The sequence below is a fragment of the Kocuria sp. CPCC 205263 genome (assembly GCF_040981075.1).
In the GTDB taxonomy this organism is placed as follows: domain Bacteria; phylum Actinomycetota; class Actinomycetes; order Actinomycetales; family Micrococcaceae; genus Kocuria; species Kocuria rosea.
On sequence record NZ_JAVKPV010000019.1, the window covers coordinates 15,369 to 33,238 of the forward strand.

13 protein-coding genes are annotated in these 17,870 nt (G+C 68.0%); 6 read left to right on the forward strand and 7 right to left on the reverse strand.

What is annotated here, in order from left to right; genetic code table 11:
• The first annotated feature begins 137 nt into the window (after positions 1-137).
• The 5 genes from RF647_RS18280 to RF647_RS18300 all read left to right on the forward strand — a co-directional run bounded on the left by RF647_RS18280 (position 138) and on the right by RF647_RS18300 (position 6,116).
• Positions 138-1,358, forward strand: a complete 1,221-nt coding sequence (locus tag RF647_RS18280) for a sensor histidine kinase (protein ID WP_368812965.1) — start codon at positions 138-140, stop codon at positions 1,356-1,358.
• Positions 1,355-2,014: a response regulator gene (locus tag RF647_RS18285; RefSeq protein ID WP_368812966.1), complete on the forward strand. Its 660-nt coding sequence runs from the start codon at positions 1,355-1,357 to the stop codon at positions 2,012-2,014. The genes RF647_RS18280 and RF647_RS18285 overlap by 4 nt, the downstream gene beginning before the upstream one ends.
• A gap of 626 nt (positions 2,015-2,640) precedes the next feature.
• The gene (locus RF647_RS18290; RefSeq protein WP_368812967.1) at positions 2,641-3,645 is read left to right on the forward strand and encodes an SDR family NAD(P)-dependent oxidoreductase; all 1,005 of its coding nucleotides are present in this window, start codon (positions 2,641-2,643) and stop codon (positions 3,643-3,645) included.
• 88 nt (positions 3,646-3,733) lie between these two features.
• Positions 3,734-5,590 carry a flavin-containing monooxygenase gene (locus tag RF647_RS18295; protein WP_368812968.1) on the forward strand — a complete coding sequence of 619 codons (1,857 nt, stop codon included), beginning with the start codon at positions 3,734-3,736 and terminating at the stop codon, positions 5,588-5,590.
• Positions 5,591-5,603: 13 nt separating this feature from the next.
• Complete coding sequence (locus RF647_RS18300; RefSeq protein ID WP_368812969.1) at positions 5,604-6,116, forward strand: hypothetical protein; 513 nt, start codon at positions 5,604-5,606, stop codon at positions 6,114-6,116.
• Positions 6,117-6,436: 320 nt separating this feature from the next.
• On the opposite strand, the gene RF647_RS18305 is transcribed toward RF647_RS18300, so the two are convergent.
• The gene (locus RF647_RS18305; RefSeq protein WP_368812970.1) at positions 6,437-8,506 is read right to left on the reverse strand and encodes a calcineurin-like phosphoesterase C-terminal domain-containing protein; all 2,070 of its coding nucleotides are present in this window, start codon (positions 8,504-8,506) and stop codon (positions 6,437-6,439) included.
• Between the two features lie 682 nt (positions 8,507-9,188).
• On the opposite strand from RF647_RS18305, the gene RF647_RS18310 reads away from it, so the two are divergent.
• Complete coding sequence (locus RF647_RS18310) at positions 9,189-10,640, forward strand: sugar porter family MFS transporter (protein ID WP_368812971.1); 1,452 nt, start codon at positions 9,189-9,191, stop codon at positions 10,638-10,640.
• A gap of 491 nt (positions 10,641-11,131) precedes the next feature.
• On the opposite strand, the gene RF647_RS18315 is transcribed toward RF647_RS18310, so the two are convergent.
• The 6 genes from RF647_RS18315 to RF647_RS18340 form a co-directional block, all read right to left on the reverse strand.
• Positions 11,132-11,752 carry a GNAT family N-acetyltransferase gene (locus RF647_RS18315; protein WP_368812972.1) on the reverse strand — a complete coding sequence of 207 codons (621 nt, stop codon included), beginning with the start codon at positions 11,750-11,752 and terminating at the stop codon, positions 11,132-11,134.
• Between the two features lie 71 nt (positions 11,753-11,823).
• Positions 11,824-12,312, reverse strand: coding sequence for an N-acetyltransferase family protein (locus tag RF647_RS18320; protein ID WP_368812973.1), 489 nt, complete (start codon positions 12,310-12,312; stop codon positions 11,824-11,826).
• Positions 12,313-12,394: 82 nt separating this feature from the next.
• Positions 12,395-13,093, reverse strand: coding sequence for a GntR family transcriptional regulator (locus RF647_RS18325; RefSeq protein ID WP_368812974.1), 699 nt, complete (start codon positions 13,091-13,093; stop codon positions 12,395-12,397).
• Positions 13,094-13,403: 310 nt separating this feature from the next.
• A complete protein-coding gene (locus tag RF647_RS18330; protein WP_368812975.1) occupies positions 13,404-14,642 on the reverse strand; it encodes an FAD-dependent oxidoreductase in 1,239 nt (412 codons plus the stop codon).
• Positions 14,643-14,699: 57 nt separating this feature from the next.
• Positions 14,700-15,647, reverse strand: a complete 948-nt coding sequence (locus RF647_RS18335) for an ornithine cyclodeaminase family protein (protein WP_368812976.1) — start codon at positions 15,645-15,647, stop codon at positions 14,700-14,702.
• 114 nt (positions 15,648-15,761) lie between these two features.
• Positions 15,762-17,282, reverse strand: coding sequence for an alanine/glycine:cation symporter family protein (locus RF647_RS18340; protein ID WP_368812977.1), 1,521 nt, complete (start codon positions 17,280-17,282; stop codon positions 15,762-15,764).
• Positions 17,283-17,870: the final 588 nt, after the last annotated feature.

Consider the following 17,870-nt stretch of genomic DNA (forward strand, 5'->3'; position numbering starts at 1 on the left):
GGAACGTCCGCTCCGGCCGGATCGGTTGTGCTCCATCCTGGCTCCTCGTCAGCTGCCCGGCGTCGTCCCGGTGGACGGTTCGGATGTACTGCAGACGTAGTACGCGCCCGGTGCGGCACCTGGGAGGATGAGGCATTGTGAACACCTCCCCCTCCACCGACCAGTGGCCGGCTCGACCGCTGTGGCTGCTGCCCGTGGTTCCGCTGGACCGTCTCACCACCGTGATCAGCGTCCTGGCCCTGGTGGCCGAGAGCATCACCGTGCCGGGGCACCCCCCTGAGGCCTACATCGGGATCGCACTCAGCGCCATTGGTGTGGCCCTCGCCCGCCGCCACCGGTTGGCGGGATTGGTGCTGGTGGCAACAGCACCGCTGCTGGCCGCCCTGCTGGGCCTCCAACCGTTGGCCTTGTGGACGGTGGCGATCTACCAGGCCTTCTCCGTGACCTCACGCGGTGCCTCCGGGCTGATGGCCGCCGCTGTCGTGGGCGCGGCCAACTACACCGCGGTGTCCCTATCCGAGGGCACCTTCGCGCTGGGAGCGAACCCGCTGGCATCGGTCGCCGTCTCTGCGGCGGTGGCCGCCGCCGCGGCAGGCAGCGCACTGTGCGCCCAGCACCAGTACTGGTCGTCCCTGCAGCAGCGGGCCCAGGAGGCCCTCGACACCCGGGAGGCGGCCGTGCGGCGCAGCGTGGCCGAGGAACGGGTGCGCATCGCCCGGGACCTGCACGACAGCATCGGTCACCGTGTGGCAGTGGTGAGCATGCGCCTGGGCGCAGCCGAGGTCCACCTCCCCCCGGGGGCCGCCGCCGCCCAGGAAGATCTTGCCCAGGCCCGCACCGGCATCCAGGACGTGCTGGGGGAGATGCAACAGATCCTGCAGGTGCTGCGGGTCGACACCCCCGAGGAGGCCGACCAGAACTGCGCCCCCACCCCCGACCTCAGTCACCTCCCCGAGCTGGTGGACTCCTTCCGCGCCGGCGGGATGGACCTGGAAGCCCACCTCGTCAACGACACCGGCCCGATCGCCGCCCACGTCTCCTCAGCGGCCTACCGCATCACCCAGGAAGCCCTCACCAACGCGCACAAGCACGGGGTGGGCACCGTATGGTTGACCCTCGACCATGATGAGAAGGTGCTCACCATCGAGGTCACCAACCTCAAACACTCCGCCATACCGGCATCCACCGGCCGCCCTCCCACCAGGCCCCTGAACTCCTCCCCGGGCGCCGCCGGGGGCCACGGCGTGATCGGCATGCGCGAACGCGCCCGCTCCACCGGAGGCCACCTGACGATCGACGACGAGGACCTGTTCCGGCTCCGGGCCCAACTGCCCGTCCACGGGAAAGGAACCCCATGATCCGCGTAATGATCGTCGATGACCAGGAACTGATCAGAGCAGGCCTGCGCACCATCATCGACGCCCACCCCGATCTCACCGTCGTGGCCGAGGCCGCCGACGGCTTCGCGGCCCTGAAGCTCCTGGAGACCACCGCAGCCGACGTCGCACTGATGGACATCCGCATGCCGGGCATCGACGGGGTGGAAGTCACCCGGCGCCTGCGCCGAATCTACTCCCCGGAGCAACTGCGGATCCTCGTGCTGACGACCTTCGAACAGGACGAGAACGTGCTGCGCGCGATCAAAGCCGGCGCCGACGGCTTCCTGGGCAAAGGAGCAGGCCCGGCCGAGATCACCACCGGGATCCTGGAAACCGCCCGGGGCGCCCGAGCCCTGTCCTCAAAGGCTCTCGGTGCGGTGGTCGAGCACATCACCCACGACACGAGCGTTCCCACCGACCCCGCCGCCGCCCAACTGTTCACCCGGCTCACCGCCCGGGAACAAGAGGTCGTCCAGGCCATCGTGTCCGGGCTGGACAACGCCGAGATCGCCGCGAAACTGTTCGTCTCCCCCTACACCGCCAAGACCCACGCCAACCGTGCCATGACCAAGATCGGCGCCCGCGACCGCGCCCAACTGGTATCCCTGGCCTTCCGAGCCGGCATGCGCCCCTGACCCGCCGGGAACCCTCAGTTCCGTCGTCCATCGGGTCCCTGCCTAGTGAGATTCTTGTCGGGGGCGGATGCACAGTCCCCGGCAACGGTGCGCGCGGCGCCGAGAAAGCCCCGAATGCCGCCCCCCACCATCGACGGGGGGCAACTTCTCCTGCGCCTGTGGGAGAGCCCGCGCAACCAGGCCGCGCCGACTTCCACCGCGAGTGGCGCCTGACGTCGCACTCTCATGGCGCCATGGTGCGATGGCGCCACCGGCGTTCAGCGGCAACTCCAGAGCGGCGTTCAACGAGAACCTCGGGCCCGTGCGTCCTCACAAGCCACCCGTCAACTGGCTGTCACGACCCCTGAGTCCTCCACTCGCGTAGTACTACAGCCGTGCAGACCAGGCATGGCCGCGGGCGCGACCCCAGCGGCAAGCACCGACTGGGCATCATTCGGTCTCGGTCCTCATCCCGCAGTCGAGCGCTGTGGTGGGCGAGGAGCCGGCACTGCCAGAGACCGAACTGCAGGGGCGATCCCTACTGCCGATGCAGTAGAGGAAACCACTCCGTCCGCCGGATGCCTCCCGGATCGGAGACGGCGAGACTGAAAACATACCGAAAGCACCGATCAAAGGACAGATCCGATATGAGCACGACTCCCTTGACCTCGAAGAACACCGTTCAGGAGTGGTTGGACGACGCCGTCGGTGGGCCGATCCTGCGAGGGATTCTCGCCCGAGGGGGCCAGACGGAGGAGGATCTGCGCCCGGTGCGTCAGCTCTCCCTGCGTGCTCTGGTGGAACTGGGCGGTGGCCGGTTCCCGCGGGAACTGGTCGACACCCTCGTGAAGGAAGCCAACGGCGGAGTCATCCCGGTGGAAGAGACCCAAGAGGCCGCGCCCACCATCGGCAACGCACGCTTCGGCGGCAAGACGGTGATCGTCACCGGCGCCGGTTCTGGCATCGGTCGAGCGACAGCGCGCCGGATCATCGGTGAGGGCGGTCGGGTCGTGGCGGTGGACGTGGTCGCTGAACGCCTCGAGGAGCTGGCCGGTGCCTGCCCGGCGGGCACCGTGGTGCCCGTGGCCGCCGACATCACCTCGTCCGAGGGCATCGACGCCATCGTCGCCGCTGCCGGTGAGCGCATCGACGCTCTGGCCAACGTCGCCGGGATCATGGACGGGATGACGCCCTTGCACGAGACCGAGGACGGGCTGTGGCGTCGGGTGTTCTCGGTCAACGTGGAGGGCACTTTCGCCCTCAGCCGGGCTGTGCTGCCGGCCATGCTGGCGGCCGGGCGTGGGGCGATCGTCAATGTCGCCTCCGAGGCGTCCCTGCGCGGCAACGCCGCCGGCACCGCCTACACCGCCTCCAAGCACGCGGTCGTGGGGATCACCAAGAGCTCGGCGTTCTTCTACGGGCCTTCCGGGATCCGCACCAACGCGGTCGCCCCCGGCCCGACCGCCACCGGCATCGAAGGAACGATGTCCTCCGCGTTCGCCCGTGAGCGCCTCGGTGCGTTCATGGCCCTGATCCCGCCGGTGGTCGAGGCCGAGCGGATGGCCGCCTCGATCACCTGGCTGCTCAGCGAGGACTCGGCCAACGTCAACGGTGTCGTGCTCGCCTCCGACGGCGGATGGTCCGTGCAGTAGCTGCGCCCTTCTCCAGTCCCTTGCTTTTCTGTCCCTGCCCCCTACCCCCAGCCCCCCTTGCCCCCGTTTAGACCAGGAGTCCTGCACCATGACCTTCGAGCCCTCCACCGACCCCACCACCGGTTCCGCACAAGACGTGGACCTGGACGCGTTGCGCGCCAAGTACCGTCACGAGCGCAATCGACGGATCCGCCCCGACGGCGCGGGACAGTACCGTCGGGCTGCTGGGGAGTTCGGCTACTACGCGAAGGACCCGTACACCCCGCGCACCGAGCGGGCGCCCAAGGACGACCGTGTGGAGGTGCTGGTGATCGGCGCCGGTTTCGGCGGATTGCTCACTGCCTCGCGCCTGCGCCAGCAGGGGGTCGCCTCCCTGCGGTTGATGGATGAGGCCGGTGATGTCGGGGGCACTTGGTACTGGAACCGCTACCCCGGGATCCACTGCGACATCGAGTCCTACGTGTACCTGCCGTTGCTCGAAGAGCTCGGTTACGTCCCGAAGTGGCGCTACGCCCCGGGTGAGGAGATCCGCCGCCACGCGGTGGCGATCGCCCACCACTTCGACCTCTACCGCGACACCCTCTTCCAGACCCGGGCGACCGGTCTGAGCTGGGATGAGGAGGAGGAGGAGTGGCTGGTGACCACCGACCGTGGCGACCGTTTCCGCGCCCGCTTCGTGGTCACCTCCTCCGGGACGCTGACCCAGCCCAAGCTCCCGGGCATCCCCGGGATCGAGACGTTCCGCGGCCACACCTTCCACACCAGCCGGTGGGACTACGGCTACACCGGAGGTGACCAGGACGGGGGTCTCACCGGGCTGGCGGACAAGCGTGTGGCGGTGGTCGGAACCGGAGCCACCGGGCTGCAGGTCATCCCGCACCTCGGCCAGGACGCGCAGGAGCTCATCGTGTTCCAACGCACCCCCTCCACGGTGGATGTGCGTGACAACCGACGGACCGACCCGGAATGGACGGCATCGCTGCAGCCGGGGTGGCAACGGGCGCGGATGGAGAACTTCCTCGCCGTGCTGGCCGGTGAACCGGTCGAGGAAAGCCTGGTGCAGGACGGGTGGACGGCCACGACGAGGCTGCAGCGGCAGATCCTCACCGGTTCCCTCGACACCAGCCTCTCCCTGGACGAGCGCGAGCGGCGCGACGAGCTGGCCGACTTCGTGACGATGAACCGCCTGCGGGCCCGCGTGGAGGAGGTCGTCGAGGACCCTGCGACGGCCGAGGCGCTCAAGCCCTGGTACCGCTACATGTGCAAGCGCCCCGGCTTCAGCGACACCTACCTGCCCACGTTCAACCGGCCCAACGTCACCCTCGTCGACACCGCCGACACCGGCGGCATCACCGCGATGACCGAGACGGCCGTCGTCGTCGGTGACACCGAGTACGAGGTGGACTGCGTCATCTTCGCCACCGGCTTCGAGGTCGGTGTCTCCGGGGTGGTCTCGGGCACCCTGCCCGTCGTGGGCCGCGATGGCCGTTCCCTGCTCGAGGCCTGGTCGAAGGGCCCACGCACGCTGCACGGCTTCTACTCCCACGGATTCCCCAACCTGTTCCATCTCAGCGGGATCCAAAACGCCAACTCCGTCAACTTCGCCCACATCCTCCTCGAGCAGGCCGAGCACATCGCAGCCGTCATCGAACGCGGGCACGCCGTGGGCGCCCGCGCCATCGAGCCGACAGCCGAGGCCGAGGCCGCATGGGTGCACACCGTGCACGAGACCGCGATCGACAACCGGGCCTTCCAGGCCCAGTGCACCCCGGGCTACTACAACGGGGAGGGCACCCGCTCCATCGCCGGGGCCACCTACAGCCCCGGCCCCATCGCCTTCCACCACCTCCTGCGCCAATGGCGGGAAGCCGACATGGCCGAGGTCCTGGTACACGGACAGCCCGACCACACCCGCCCGAACCAGAGCGTCGGAGCCACACGATGACGACGGCAACCGCATGCGGGTACCCGCGGGGTTGCCGATCCTTGCGCCAGCCGGTATTCACATCCGCGGAACGATCCTGTCGGCATCGACTGACACCGCGTCCGACGCCGCAGGAATATCGATCCAGACGGCCGAACACCTCATTCCGGTTACGCCAGTGCACGAGGCAACCAGAACGGCCCCGCAAACCATGCTGATAAGGGGGCGGAACGAATGCATGGACAGACGACGTCTGACCTGGCATGCCCGCGGGGTGTGGGAAAAGGTCACGACAGGTGCCCAGGACGAAGGTCAGAAGGCGGCCAGCAAGGGAGCTTTTACATATGGCCGGCTATCGGCCATCAAGCCAGCTCAAATGTCATCCCTCCATGCGGCAGTGCCGTTCAAGCACCAGGACGCGTTGGACGCCGCCTGGTGGGAGGTCGGGCGCATCGGGGGAACCCTGCGCGGGGAGGCTGAACCGCAGCCTTTCCTGGACCCGGAACTGGAGGCTTTGAAGAAGACAATGCGCCCGGGATCCCTGTAGCCATCGACTGCTCGCCGGGCTGGTGTCCAGCGCGGTGGACCGGCTGTGGGGCACTCAGCGGAGGTGGGCCGCCGCCACTACGAGCAGCGCGCCCAGGAGGACGGTCGGGGGCTGTAGCCGCTGGCTCTACTGGGTCATGATGACGAACGGTGCCTGCTCCCCAAGGGGGAGCGGGCACCGTTGTCGCGGGGTCGGTGGAAGGCTTGCGCTGTCCGTCGGGGAATGGTGGGGGCCGGGCCCGGTGCCCTGTGGGAGAGGATTCCGGGCCCGGCCGGTGGTGCTGCGTGTGCTTCGGGGCGGTTATCGCCTGGTGGGGGTGGTCACCACACGACGTCTTCGCCGAAGGTGTCGAGTCGGAAGCTTTGCTGCGGGCGGTCGTCGACGATTTCGAAGGCGAGGGTTTCGGTGTGCTCGGTGCCGTAGCGGTCGGTCCAGGTGACCTCGGCCAGGTGCATGCCGTTCTCCAGGTCGGTGGGCAGCGGGATGCGCCACAGGTGGGGGGAGCCGTCGGCGATGTTGCCCTCCACGGGCCGGGGTGCGGAGGGGCCGTAGACCTGACCGTTGTAGAGGTGCAGCCCTTGGGCTTCCGGGTTGCCGGAGGTGGACTGATAGGCCATCCGGGCGTTGGTGAGCTGACGGATCAGCGCGGAGGGGTCGGACCACTCCGCGCCGCGGCGGACCTCTTCACCCTCGGCCGGTTGGGTGATCTGCGCGGTGACCGGCTCGGCCCCGTCGATGGAAACCGTGACGGTGGAATCGGTGGTGCCGGCCCACACGTTGGCCGTCAGATAGGTCCCCTCGGCGAGGTCGGCACGAGTGATCATGTTCTGGTCCCCGAGGTCACCGAGGGTGAGCGGGGGCACGGCGTCCTTGTGCTTGTTCTCCCACGTGACGGGGTGCTCTTCGCGCCACTGGATCAGGGTCTGGGCCCAGGAGCGGTAGCGCGGGGAGTTGATGCCCAGGCCCATCTGGTCGCCGTCGCGGCCGGTGGCGTGGAAGGCGTGGGTGTAGTCGGCGCCGGAGAAGTCGAAGGTCCAGAAACCGGGCAGGGCGCCGTCGCCCTGGAAGCTCATCGGCTGGCCGTTGACGTCGTAGTCCCCGGCGTACCAGTCCCCGGACACGGCTCCGGCGACGATGTGGTCGAACGGCACCGCCGTGACACCCACCGCCTCCTCCCACGCCCCGAGGGAATCACCCTCAACCATCGACTCGACCCAGTGCGAGTGGCCCGACAGGGACAGCGCCTGACGTCCTTCGAGGAGTTCGTAAAGCTCGGTGACATCGTCGGTCTGGTGCTGGGCGCTGTCGGCAGCGGAGTGGGAGACCAGCGGGACGTGCGTGGCGACCACGACGCGCTTGTCCTTCGGGACGTCGGCCAGGTCTTCGGCGATCCAGTCCAGGGTCTGCTCACCGAGGCGGCCGTTGTACGCAGGGGAGTTCTCCGGGTCCTGACAGGTGGGGTGTTTGCCGTCGGTGTTGTCGTCTTCGGGGGTGCAGGGGTACTGGACGTTGTTCAGCGCCAGCACGTGGATGTTGCCGACGTCGTAGGAGTAGTTCTCCGGTCCCCAGCTCTGGCGGTAGGTGTCCAGTGACCAGGCGGCGTCGGTGGCGTCGAGATCCAGGTCGTGGTTGCCGGGGATCGCGCGGATGGGGGTATCCATCAGGGCCAGCGCGTCCTTCTCCCGGTCGTAGAGACCGAGGTCGTCCCCCGCGACATCACCCAGCAGCAGCGCCCCGCAGTCGGGGGCGTCGTAGGCGGCAGCCTCGCGGATGGCGCCGTTGCGCGCGTGGGAAATCTCGTGGTTGGAGTAGGTCTGCGGGTCGGCCAGCATCAGGCAGCGGATGTCGTCTTCGGCTGAGGACGGGTTGGATGCCAGCGGGAAGTTCACCGCAGCGGGCAGCTGTCCGGTGGGCTGTAGGCCGCCGAAGCGCAGGTCCTGTTCGGTGGTGCCCTTCGGTGCATGGGTGTAGAAGAACTGGGCGACGTTGTCCTCATCCACCGGAGTGTCCCAGCGGGCGGGTTTGGTGAGGAAGACGGTGTCCTTGTTCCGCACCGGCAGCTCATAGCGGCCTTCGGCGTCGGTGCGGACCACGTCACGACCGTTGGAGACCGGCACATCGGCGATGCCGTGCTCTCCCTGGTCGAGGACGGAGTTCTTGTTGGAGTCCTCGAAGACCACACCGTCCAGAACCTCCCCGCCGGTCTCACCCTCGGTGATGACCTGCGGGCCGCCGACATAGGCCGTGGGATCCACCCCATCATCAGCCGGCTTCTTCCCGGCGGCGTCTCCGGCGTGGGCGTGGGCCGGTGGGTTGCCGCCGGCACTGGAGTGCTCCGGCGGGGTGGCAGAAGCGGTCTGTATGCCGAGGAACGCGGTCGGGGCGAGCACGACCAAGGTGGTCGCACCGACGAGGGTGCGATGACGTCGGGAGGCGGGGGAAGACACAGTGGGACCTTTCGCGAGCTGATCGGTGGAGGCGGCTCCAAGCTAGGGATGCGGCCTGATCGGTCGGCGTCCGGGGTCCCACGCCCCGGTGAACGGAGAAGGAATGTTCTCGTCCCTACCCGCCCTTGTCAGAGGCCACAGTGCAGGGAGGGCGGGTGCAGGAGATGCATCTGGTCCATGATGTTCGGCAGGTGCGAAGTGATGGTGCAAAGCGGTGAGGGGCGCCAAATGAGCTGCTGTAGCACAAGGCTGTCTCCGCTCCGCCGATGGCGGAGCGGAGACTGGCTCCTTGTGGTGACCACACGCGCTGGAAGCCGTCCACAGTCGGCGGATACGGAGGTGTCACAGTCGTACTGAGGTGACCTGCAGGCTGTGGACGGGTGGTCGCTGGGGGTCCTCGTGTCCATCGTGGGTGCGGGAAAAGCCGCGGAGCGAGGGGTGTCGGTGTTTTCGGGCGCCACATAGCGACGATTATGGGCACCGGGGTTCCAGGAGTGGGCGTGGCGTTCCAGAATCTAAGCATTCTGATGGTTGAGATCTGCCTCACTACTCGGGCGACCGTCCAAAACGGATCGATTGCCCGCGTGATGGGTGCACCGGCTGCGCACCAACGAAGGAGCCTTCGATGGCTACATCTGCACCACGGGAAGCCGCCGTTGAGCTGCCTCCGCTGACTCCCGGGCCGCATCGCAAGCGCCTGGGTCTGATCTCCGTGATCGCCTGCTTCGGCGGTCTGCTCTTCGGCTACGACACCGGTGTAATCAACGGTGCGCTGCGCCCGATGTCGGAGGAGCTCGGCCTCACCCCGATCACCGAGGGCGTGGTCACCAGCTCGCTGGTCTTCGCCGCCGCCGTCGGAGCCCTGTCCTGCGGGCGCCTCTCCGACGCCTGGGGACGCCGGAAGACCATCCTCCTGCTCGCCGTGCTGTTCCTGCTCGGGACCCTGGTCGTGGTGTTCACTCCCAACTACGAGATCCTCGTGGTCGGACGCATCCTGCTGGGCCTGGCCGTGGGCGGTGCCTCAGCGGTGGTCCCGGTGTTCCTCGCCGAGATGGCCCCCTATGAGATCCGCGGCTCGATCGCCGGACGCAACGAGGTGGCCATCGTGATCGGCCAGCTCTCCGCGTTCATCATCAACGCGATCATCGGCAACGTCTTCAGCGACGTCACCGGGGTCTGGCGGATCATGTTCGCGATCTGCGCGCTGCCGGCCGTGGCGCTGTTCATCGGGATGCTCCGGATGCCGGAGTCCCCGCGCTGGCTCGTGGAGAAGGGCCGCCACGCCGAGGCCCTTCAGGTGCTCAAGACGATCCGCTCCGAGGACCGGGCGATCGCCGAGCTCGGCGAGGTCGAGCACATCACCGAGGAGGAGCGCGCCGAGAACCGGATCGGGCTGGGCGCGATCCTGACCAACAAGAACCTGGTCCGGATCATGCTGGTGGGCATCGGCCTCGGCATCGTCCAGCAGTTCACCGGGATCAACTCGATCATGTACTACGGGCAGATCGTGCTCATCGAATCTGGCTTCGAGGCCGGCGCGGCGCTGATCGCCAACATCGCCCCCGGTGTCATCGCCGTGATCGGCGGACTCATCGCGCTGTACATGATGGACCGGCTCGACCGGCGCAAGACCTTCATGATCGGGTTGAGCCTCACCACCACCTGCCACCTGCTCATCGGGATCGCCGCGCTGACGATGGGGGCGGACAACCCGTTGCGGCCCTGGGTGATCCTGGCGCTGGTGGTGGCCTTCGTGGGCTCCATGCAGACCTTCCTCAACGTCGCTGTGTGGGTCTACCTCTCCGAGGTGTTCCCCCTGCACATGCGCGGCTTCGGGATCGGGGTGTCCATCTTCATGCTCTGGGTGGCCAACGGCGTGCTCTCGCTCTACTTCCCCTCCCTGGTCGACGCGGTCGGGATCACCGGGACGTTCTTCCTCTTCGCCGGGTTCGGCGTGCTGTCGCTGATCTTCGTCTTCACCCAGGTCCCGGAGACTCGGGGACGCACGCTCGAAGCACTCGAGGAGGACGTCTCCACCGGCGCGATCTACACGGTCAAGGCTAAGTCCAACCAGTAAGAAATCGTTCCGAGAGTTCTTCTGGGACCTTCTCCGGACACCGAGGAGGGTCCCAGCCCGCCCCGGGACAACCCGGGGCCCTGGAGGCCGCCACGACCGGGGCTCTACGAAGCCGCCCAAGCCCTCGCCACCCTACGGAGGAGACAGCTCAATAAATGACGAAGGGATCCCTCCCGATGGGGAGGGATCCCTTCGTCATGTTCCTCGCCCGCCCGCCCCGCACGGGAGCTCGAGCCAAGACTGCAGAACAGGGCCCACCGCCCAATCCGGACACAGAGGAGGGCGTGACCAATCAGTGCTGGTACGGGGTAATCGATCCACGACAAACAATCTGTACCAGGTCCGAGGGCGAGCTACCGTTGATGGGCTGGCCAAGGAGCACCGGACAGACCCCTGACCAGCGGAAGGCGCTTCCATCCCTTCCGCTATACATATGGCCGGCTACCGGCCACCCGCGTTGCGATAAGGGTGCCCGTTCCGTGCGCCTCCGGTCACGGCGTGCGCAGGGGGTCGCGTTGGGGACCGTCGGGGGCGAAGTTGGCGGGGTCCAGCCAGCGCTCGAAAGCCTCGCGCACGGGAGGCCAGTCGTGGTCGGTGAGGGCGAACCAGGCGGTGTCGCGGGTGCGGCCCTTGTAGACCCCGGCGTGGCGGAACGTGCCTTCGTAGCTGAAGCCCAGCCGTTCGGCGGCCTTACGGGAGGGCGCGTTGAGGCTGTCGCACTTCCACTCATACCGGCGGTAGCCGAGATCCTCGAAGACGTAGCGCATCAACAGGTACTGCGCTTCGGTGGAGACGGGAGTGCGCTGGAGAGCGCCGGAGAAGACGACATGGCCGACCTCGATGGCCCCGTTGATTTGGTCGTGGCGCATCAGCGAGAGAGTGCCCAGTGCGCGGCCGGTGGCGTTGTCGACGACGGCGTAGTGCCAGGGATCGGCGCTTGTGGCCGCGGCGACCGCCCAGTCGCGGTAGGAGACCGGGGTGGGGAACGGGCCGTACGGCAGGTACGTCCAGTTCCGGTCGTCGGGGGCCGCCGCATAGGCGGCATAGAGGTCCTCGACGTGCCGGTCGGGATCGAGGCGTTCGAGGGTGCAGTATCGTCCCGGAAGCCTCACCGCATCCGGGGGTGCTGCCGATGCCCACTGCGGGAGGGGGTCACCGATGGGCTGTCCGTACTGGTTCGTCGTCATGGATGCCCCATCTCTGCGGCTTGCGCGGTGGCCGGTGCGGCGTCGTAGGTGACCCAGTGCGTGCGGGTCGCGACCTGGTCATAGAGCCTCTGGGCTGGGTGGTTGTCGTCGGCGGTGATCCACCGCACGACCGAGCGCCCGTCTGCTGCTGCGATCTCGGTGAGCCGGTGGATCAGTTCGCGCGCGGCTCCCTGGCCCCGGGCCTCAGGGGCGGTGAAGAGGTCGTCCAGCCAGATGCCGACCGTGCCGGTGGAGGGACGCGAGAAGTAACGGTAGTGGCCGATCGCCACGACGCCGTCCACGGACTCGGCCACCAGGGCCTGGCATTCGTGGTCGGGGTCGGTGAGCCAGCCCCACACTCGCGATACGACCGCCTCGGATTCCTCCAGGCGGTAGAAGTCGCGGTAGCCGCGGAAAAGCTCGCGCCAGCGATGTTGATCCGAAGGATCGAGTAGACGCACGGAAACGGTCGAAGGAAGAGTCATGAGCGGTGTGGATCTTTCTGCACTGTCGTAGTAGCACACGAGGGGAACAACGCGGCCGGGCCGGCATGGCGCTGCCGGACCTTCACGGTACGAGCGTTTCTGGTTCGCTTTGTCCGGCCCAGACGCCGCGGACGTGCCGCAGGTGGGTGGTCATGATCGAAGCCGCCCGTTGCGGGTCCTGGGCTTCCATGGCATCCAGGAGCAGCTCGTGTTCCTTGGTGGACTGCAGGAAATTGGGGGAGCCGGCCATCTTGTCCAGCCCGAACAGACGGCTCTGGTCGCGCAGAGAGCCGACGATCTCCAGCAGTTTGGGGTTGTCGAGGGCGGCAAGGATGGACAGGTGGAACTCCCGGTCGGTGTCCAGAAAGCCGATCCATTCGCCGGCTTCGGCGAAGATTTCGGTCTTGCGGCTCAGCTTGCGCAGGGGGGCGAAGTCGTCGATGAGTCCTCGCTCGGTGATTTCCCGGACCGAGGAGACTTCGAGCATGGTGCGGATCTGGACGATGTCGTCGAGTTCCTTGCTGGAGGGGGTCCGCACGCGGAAACCGCGGTTGCGCTTCATCTCGATCAGGCCCTCCCGGACCAGGTCGTGCAGGGCCTCGCGCACGGGGGTGATCGAGACGTTGAGCTTCTCCGCGATCTCCCCGATGGAGTACAGGGAGCCCGGCTCGAGTCGTCCCGAGACGATCTGCGCCCTTATGATCCGGACGGCCTGCTCCCGGTAGCTCTGGGTCGCCACAGCCTGTGCGGAGCTGTCGTTCCAGGTCAGGGGGGTGCTCACGGTTCCCTCCTCTCTAGTCTCTTTGCTTAAGGTGTCACACCTAGACTAGCGGGAGTATGCGCTGGGGGTTCGGACACAGCGGACCGGGCAGGTCGGCCAGGGAGCGGTGTTTCTCCTGGCTCGTGCTCTCTCAGGCATGCGCCGGGACAGCCGGGGATGCGGCTATGGCAGGACCCTGATGAAGTGGAGTCCCTCCGCCCCGGTGTGGCGATACCGGGGCGGAGGGGGCTAGGTGTCGTCCTGGCGCCTGGGGCGCCGCGACGGTGGGCTGGGGGCGCCGGACCGCTGGAGTGGAGTTCTCCGGTCGGGGTCAGAAGCGGTCGGCGGCCAGGCTGGCCCGGTGACGGGCAGGGGCGTGGCCGGTGGCCATCTCGGCGATGAGCCGCCCGGTGGGTGGGGCGAGGCTGATGCCCAGCATGGCGTGGCCGGTGGCGACCAGGACGTGGGGCTGGCGCGGCAGGGGGCCGATGATGGGCAGCCCGTCGGGGGTCATGGGTCGTAGTCCGGTCCACGGCTGGGGTTTCTCGGAGAGCTCGGGCCACGTCGTGAAGTAGGAGGGGAGGCTGGAGAGGATGCCACCGGCCCGGACGGAGTTGATGCGTTCGTCGATCCGGCCGAAGCCCATGGTGCCGGCGATGCGGACCTTGGTGTCCAGGGGGGTGATGGCGACCTTCGCCTCGGCGAGGTACAAGGGGTGCGTAGGGCCGTCGGGCTGCAGCGGCAGATCGTAGCCGTAGCCCTTGCCCGCCTGGACGGCGACCTTCTCGTGGATGCCGGCCAGGACCTGGTTGCTCCAGACACCGGCGGCCACCACGATTCGGTCGGCCCTGAGCACCTCCTCGCCCATGACCACGGAGACGGAGGAGTCGGGCTCCTGCCGCAGGGAGGCAGGGTGGCCCAGGCGGATCTCGACGCCGTCCCGTCGGCAGGCGGTGGCGAGGCCGTCGGTGAACGAGGCCGGGTCCAGCGACCGGTCCCCGGTGCTCTGCAGCCCGCCGGCGAGCCCGTGCGCGGCGTGGGGGACCTCGCGGGCGAGGTCCTCGCCGTGCAGGGCGCGCCAGGAGAAGCCGGGGATGCGCTCGGTCATGGTCTCGAGCTCGGCCGCGTGCGCCTGGAGCTTCTTAGGCTCTTGGAACAGCATCGTCAGCGGGTCATTGTGGGACTCGAACCGCACCCCGTCGGCGGCCAGCTCGTCGAATAGCTGCAGGGTCTCCGCGCTGAGGTCCAGGAGGACGTCGAGGCCGGCCTCGAAGCGGGCGGTGGTGCAGTTGCGCAGCATGAGCGCCATGAACCTGAGGAACTGCGGGCTGAGGCTGGGGGTGACGTAGAGGGGGCTGTCCCGGCGCAGTATCCAGCGCATGGCTTGGAGTGTCATGCCCGGGGCCGGGACCGGGGCCGACATGCTGGGCACGATCCAGCCGGCATTGTGGCTGGAGGCCTTGGATCCGGGGGGTGCCGGGTCGACGACGGTGACCTCGACCCCGCTCTTGCGCAGGTAGTAGGCCGAGGACAGTCCGATGGCTCCGGCGCCGATGACGATGGCTCTCATGGGTTCCTTCCTAGGGGCTTGTCGTGGCGCGGTGGCGCCCGACCGGCGCGAACGTCCTCAACCCTGATGAGGGACGAGGTTCTCGTAGGCGACGCAGGCGGTGATCAGGTCCTGCCAGCCCATGCCCACGGACTTGAAGAATGCCGGGCCCCCTCGGGGCGGGGCGCCGGTGCGGACGAGGATGGACAGGTCGTGCAGGTCCTCACGGGTGATGGTCCCGTGCCCGATGCCGATGATCACGTCACCGGCCTCACGCAGGGCGGTCTCGACGTCCTCGACGTAGACGGTGCTGCGGGACAACAGCGCGTCGTCGACCTCGCGGGCGTCGGGTTCGTGCGATCCCATGGCGACCACCACGGCGTCCTTACGCACGAGGGACCCGTCGAAGAGTGGTTCCCGGGCGCTGGTGCAGCAGGTGATCAGCTCGGCCTCGGCCACGTCCGCGGCGGTGCCGCGGCGGGCGTCATAGCCTTCGCCTCGCAGCTGCTCGAGGAAGGCTTCGGTCGCGGTGTCCGATCGCCCCACCACCGTCACCGTCCTCAGATCCCGTACGACCGCTACGGCGCGGACGTGGTACAGCGCCTGGGGTCCGGTGCCAAAGACGAGCAGGGTGGCGGCTTCGGCCGGGGCGAGGTGGTGGATGGCCAGCGCGGAGATGGCGGGGGTGCGGATGGCGGTGAGGACCACACCGTCGATGACTGCCAGCGGGCGCAGGGTGTCGGCGTCAAAGAGCAGATAGTTGCCCTGGATTTTCGGCAACCCTCGTGCGGAGTTGCCCGGCGCCACCGTGAGCACCTTCACCCCGGTGTAGGCGCCGTGCTCGGAGGGCATGAGCAGGAAACTGCCCTTCTCCAGCGGGACGCTGCTGCGGGGCAGGGACTTCTCCGGGTCCAGCCCGGAGAGCAGGGCGTGTTCCAGGGCCGTGATGGCCTGGCCCATGGGCAGGTACTCGGACACCTGGTCGGCGGTGATGACGGCGATGTCACCGGGGATGGTCAAAGGCATGGTGGTCTCTCCAGGGTGGCGGGGAAGGGACGGCTGGGGGCGGTGCGCTGGGCGGACCCGGGCCGGTGGCCCGGGTCCGCCCGGCACGTCAGGATGAAGGGCAGGTGGATCGCCTCACGGCGCGGGCGTGCGGGCAGCGGTCCCCGCCTCGGGGGCCTGTGTGCGATTGCCCATCATGGTGCTGCGGTCGGCGTGGGCCACGAGGGGCAGCTGCCCGGTGCGCAGGTCCTCGCGGTGGCCGAAGATCTCTCGCCGGATCACCTTCGAGAGCAGGAAGACGCCCAGGAGGTTCGGGACGGTCATCAGGAAGAACATGGCGTCGGAGAAGCGGATCACGGTGTCCAGGGACACCGCGGCGCCGACCACGATCATGACGACCCACACAAGGTCATAGAGACGTTCGGCGATCCAGCTGTCCCCAAAGAGGTAGCCGGTGGCCTTCTTGCCGTAGTAGGAGTAGCTCAGGATCGTGGAGAAGGCGAAGAGCACCACGCACACGGTCAGCAGATACGGGAAGAAGGAGTTCACGGTGGCGAAGGCGGCGGTGGTGATGCCCACGCCGTCGCCGGAGGTGTTCAGGTACTGCCCGGTGACGATGACGGCCAGGGCGGTCATCGTGCAGATCACCACGGAGTCGATGAACGGCTCCCAGGCCGCCACGAAGCCCTCCTGGGCCGGGCGGCGGTTCTTCGTCACCGAGTGGGCCAGCCCGGCCGTGCCTACCCCGGCGGCGTTGGAGAACACGGCGCGCTGGATGCCGATGATCGCCACCCCGACGATGCCACCGGTGACCCCCTCCCCGGTGAAGGCACTGGAGAAGATGAGGCCGATCGCCGCGGGCAGCTGGGTGATGTTCACGGCGAGGATCACGAGCACGCAGCCGAGATAAAGGGCGGCCATGAGCGGGGTGAGCTTGCTGGTCCAGCGGGCGATGGAGGTGATGCCGCCGAGGATCACGGTCCCGGCGACGACGGCGACCCCCAGGCCGATCAGCCAGGCGGAGCCGGCGAAGAAGCTGTCCTCCCCGCCGGTCGCGAGGATCACCTGGGCGGCGAGCTGGTTGGCCTGGAAGACGTTGCCGGCGCCCAGGGCGCCGATCATCATGAAGATCGCGAACGCGTAGGAAAGCACCTTGCCCAGCCGCGGCATCCCGCGGGCGGCCAGGCCGTCGCGCAGGTAGTACATGGGTCCGCCGGAGACCGTGCCGTCGGCGTGGAGCGTGCGGTACTTCTGCCCCAGGACGGCCTCGGCCATCTTGACGGACATGCCCAGCAGGCCGGCGATGATGATCCACAGCGAGGCGCCGGGTCCGCCGATGGAGATCGCCACAGCCACGCCGGCGATGTTGCCCAAGCCCACGGTGCCGGAGAGCTCGGTGGCCAGGGCCTGGAAGCTGGTGACCTGGCCGGGGTCGTCGTAGCGGTTGTAGTGCCCGCGGATGATCTTCAGGCTGTGCGGCATGTCCCGCCAGGGCTTGAAGCCCACCAGGATGGTGAGGAAGACCGCCCCGGAGAACAGCCACACGACCAGCAGCGGCAGCTGCGCCTCGCCGATCGGAACGGCGAAGAAGACGATCGATTCGAGCACGTCGACCAGGGGGCCGAAGAAGCTCTCCAGCGCCTCGTCCACGCTCACGCGCGGAACCAGGGGCACTGTCGTCGGCATGGTGGGGAAGGCGTTCATACCGGCATCACCGCAGGCGGTCGGGCAGGCAAAGTGGTGGAATTCATGGCGGTGCTCCTGGGTGCAAAGGGTTGATCATCGACAGCAGTCGATGGGAAACGAAGTGGAAGAACTGCTGTTCTCAACGGCGGCAACCGTGCTGTGTGCGCCCGGGAACGGAGGGCAGAAGGGGCATGCCGCCCCTCCTGCCCCGGATCTCGACGCTGTGGTGTGCCCGGTTATGGCTGGCGCTGCTCGGGCCGGTCGTCGCGCCCAGTGCCGCATCTGGCTCGATCTCGCGGGGGATCGGGTGCTGACCTGCGTTGTCAGTGACGCCGCGCAGGCTCACCATGGGCCCGCATCGAGGAGAAGCGTCCATGGTGCCTCCTGCCGTCGTAGTGGTTTGCGGGGTTACTCGGGACTGTGACCTGGATCTCGTGTGGATCAGCGTAGCACTAGAAGGTGTGATACCTCACCCTGTTTTCACAAACTTGTCACCGGCAAATCCAGGCTCTTACAGGGGTGATGCCGCCCCGGTTGCCGACTTCTACCCTTTAGGGC